The following is a 2711-nucleotide window of genomic DNA, read 5'->3' on the forward strand; positions in this document are numbered from 1 at the left end:
CGGTGATGATTTCACCGCCTGGGACCTAATTGTGATCCCACGCGGTGAGGGAATCGGCAACATGTGGGGTGAATCGACCGTGTTTGTCGATGGTGCGACGATCGTCAATGTTTCTCGCTATGGAGCTGAGGCCACCGCGCTGCTTGCCGAGAGCGACGATTATGGTCACACATGGACCGCGTCACGTCCATCAAATCTGGCGATGACGACAAGTAAACCCTACACCGGCACGCTTAGCAGCGGTCAACAATACCTCGTCGGAACCACGGCAGCAAACAATGGCGGACGGCGTTCGCCGCTGACGATTGCGGTGACGCGTCCCAATGAGCGTTTGTTCAGCAAAGCGTTTGTGATTCGCCACGCGGAAGATGACGACGGCCCGGGTGAATCGCATCCGCAAGCGAAATTGTCGTATCCTTACGCGATTGAGCACGATGGAAAATTGTACGTCGGTTATTCCAACAGCGGTGGCGGCGTCGGCCGTGTCGGAAGCGGACGTGAATTGTGGAACAACAACAGTGCCGAGCTAGCCGTGATCCCAATTCGAAGTTTGATATCGCCTTAGCAAGCGTCGCGAAGACTTTCGACGCGAACCGAACAGGTCCTCGTTAGCCTCTGATCTCATCCCATTTCAACTCGTGAGGCATCACGTGTTGCTTGATCGAGACGGCAGCGGCTCGCCCAGCGGCCTCGCCCATCGGCACCGAATTGCCGGTCACTCGGTAGCTCGAGTGGGCAATGAAATCGCCGCTGATACAGCGGCCTGCCATCAGCAATCCGTCGACATCCGCGGCGATCAAGGCAGGATACGGGATGTCATACGGCTTCAGTCCGCCTTTCTTGAACTCGCGGCTGATCTCTTTATTGCCATCTTGATTCAGTGCATGAACATCAATCGAAAACTTGGCCTGGCAGACCGATTCAGGGTGCTTTAATCCCTTGGCAAGATCCTGTGCACTAATGTGATAGCGACCGCGAATCCGGCGACCTTCGCGTACGCCCAACTGCTCGGCAGTCGCGACCACGGCGATGTCTTTCCAGATGCCGCCGAGACTTCGCAATCCGTTGACGATTTCGTGAATCTCGCGGCGAGCCCGGATGGTCGCTTGGGTAATGGCATCGGCGTCAAAAGCGGACACACCGTACTCGTGATTGGTCATGATCGAGTAGATTCCGCTGTGCAGATGCCGAAGTGTCGGCCCGCGATACGATGGCGTGATCCCGTTGTCCTCCATCAACTTTAACAGCAACGGTTTGGCGGACGCCGCGGTTTCGCGAATGTAGGGGCGAACGGCTTCGGCATCGATCCCGGTCAACAACGCCAGCATCGACATCGGTTGACATTCACAATCGCTACCCACTCCGACGTCGAAACGACAGCCGGCGTGGGCCGCCAAGTCGCCATCGCCGCTGCAGTCGACAAAGCGGTCGGCCAGCCAGGCTTCGCGTCCAGATTTCGATTCCGTCAGCACCGCGACCACGCGGTTGTTCGAATCGGTCACAGCCCCGACCAATCGAGTATGCAGGCGAATTTTCACCCCCGCATCGACGCACAACTCTTCCAGAACCAGCTTGGCGATTTCAGGATCGTAAACGGTGCCACGTGAATCGCGTGCCACCTCGCTGCCACGCGTTGCAAACGCCGTTAGCAGCTCGTCCATGATCCCCGACTTGTTTTCGGCATCAAGGATTTTGGTCAGCAGCCCTGCGGTCCAGACACCGCCCAAACATCCGGCGACCTCGATCAGTTGCACCGATGCGCCGGCGCGAGCGGCCGCGATGGCAGCGGCGATCCCGGCAGGCCCACCTCCGCAGACTAAGACATCGGTTGTTCCCGCAACGGGGATCGCCCGCTGTTGTTCGATTAGTTGTCGGTGGTCGGCGGATAATATCCCCTGCGTCTGCAAAACATCGCCGCTGACAGGGTTCGCCACACGAATCGCCTCGCTCGCGGCGGCGGCGTCAGTATCCGGCGACGTCAGCGATGCAGAAACAATAACACCACCAGCAGCCGATTGCAGAAAGGCACGACGCGACGCAGACTTTAAGTTCATTTTGGTTTCATCCAGTTGGAGACATCCTCACAGCCTGGCGACCGCACTCCTGTTGCGCAAATCGCTGCGTGGGAAACAGGTCCGTCTTACCAGTCTATATAGACTATACGAAAACCGAACCTAAATGTTGGCCAGACTTACGATGGTGCCGCCAGTTATCGCCAGCCCAATACGTTGGTTTTGAAGTTGCGATATTTGGCGACCACGGACAATTTTGCCAACGAAATACGAGCACGAAGCGCAAGAGAGTGCGTTTGTGGCTTGGCGGCGGCCAGAGCAATCCGCACCAGAATCCAGCCATTCACTGGCTTACGCCACGTGTTTGTATTAAATATCGCAACTTCAACCATTCACGCATCGGGAAATTCAAGATCTGGGCTAGGCCGAGAATTTGAGTTAGGCCGAGCTAACTGCGGTTACAACGTTCTCGGGGTCCAACAAGTGGTCGTTCGCGTCTTGACCGTTCGCCCACACTTCCATTCCCGTGCTCTTGGCGTCTCCGCGAAGTGTCGCAAAAGCAACATCGGCGGCATCGCGGCCTGTGCCGATGCGAACAAATCCCCCGACTGGGGCAAGTCTGGTCGCGTCAAACAAAAACCATTCTCCACTGAGGTAGGCTTCAAAGAATCCGTGAAAGTCTGGCGGTTGCTATTTGAC

4 protein-coding genes are annotated in these 2711 nt (G+C 56.9%); 2 read left to right on the plus strand and 2 right to left on the minus strand.

All coding sequences use genetic code 11. The features are described 5' to 3' along the window. Positions 1-565: exo-alpha-sialidase (locus ABX962_RS34315; RefSeq protein WP_372726162.1), on the plus strand; the 565-nt coding region annotated here is incomplete at its 5' end. A 43-nt stretch (positions 566-608) separates the two neighbouring features. Here ABX962_RS34315 and ABX962_RS34320 read toward each other — a convergent pair. Beyond that, positions 609-2054 (minus strand): FAD-dependent oxidoreductase, encoded by a 1446-nt coding sequence (locus ABX962_RS34320; protein WP_372726163.1) that lies wholly within the window; start codon positions 2052-2054, stop codon positions 609-611. Positions 2055-2209: 155 nt separating this feature from the next. After that, positions 2210-2359 carry a hypothetical protein gene (locus tag ABX962_RS34325; protein ID WP_372726164.1) on the minus strand — a complete coding sequence of 50 codons (150 nt, stop codon included), beginning with the start codon at positions 2357-2359 and terminating at the stop codon, positions 2210-2212. A gap of 151 nt (positions 2360-2510) precedes the next feature. Between ABX962_RS34325 and ABX962_RS34330 the strand changes: the two genes are divergently transcribed. After that, positions 2511-2711: hypothetical protein (locus ABX962_RS34330; RefSeq protein WP_372726165.1), on the plus strand; the 201-nt coding region annotated here is incomplete at its 3' end.

Source organism: Novipirellula sp., assembly GCF_041583735.1.
GTDB lineage: Bacteria > Planctomycetota > Planctomycetia > Pirellulales > Pirellulaceae > Novipirellula.